The sequence below is a fragment of the Kitasatospora sp. MBT63 genome (assembly GCF_000710465.2).
Classification (GTDB): domain Bacteria; phylum Actinomycetota; class Actinomycetes; order Streptomycetales; family Streptomycetaceae; genus Kitasatospora.
In genome coordinates this window covers 1-439 of record NZ_JAIZ01000803.1, presented here as the reverse complement: position 1 = coordinate 439, position 439 = coordinate 1, and the positions used below count along the sequence as shown (strand labels likewise).

The window sequence follows — 439 nt, the reverse complement described above, 5'->3', positions numbered from 1 at the left end:
CCGCAGCCGGAGGCGCCGAGCAGGGTGACGAACTCGCCCGGGGCCACGTCCAGCGAGATGTCGTCCAGGACGGGCGCGGCGGTGCCGGGGCGGCCGAAGGTCTTGTGCACGTGCGAGAGCCGGACGGCCACCTGGCCGGCCGGGGAATCGGTGGCGGGGACGTCGTGCGAGGTGGTCAGTGCCGAGGTCATCCGGGCACCTCCTGCGTGGTCGGTCTGGCGTGGGCTTCGGGGAGCTGGGGCCGGGGCCCGGCCCCGCCCCGTCCTGTGATTGGGCATCGACCAGGACGGGGACGGGGCGCGGACCGCGGAGTCACGGGGCGGGGGTCACTTGACCCCGAGGCCGGCGTCCGCGACGGACGGCTGGCCCTTCTCCTTGAGCACCTTGTTGAGCAGCGTGAGGTCGTAGATGCCGTCGAGGACCGGCTTCTCCAGCAGAC

Annotated in this window: 2 pseudogenes; both read right to left on the bottom strand. The window is 73.6% G+C overall.

From position 1 onward, the window contains the following. A pseudogene (locus AA75_RS41740) lies at window positions 1-191 on the bottom strand (ABC transporter ATP-binding protein); the annotation flags it as partial. Window positions 192-326: 135 nt separating this feature from the next. Then, window positions 327-439, bottom strand: a pseudogene (locus tag AA75_RS53210) (sulfate ABC transporter substrate-binding protein); the annotation flags it as partial.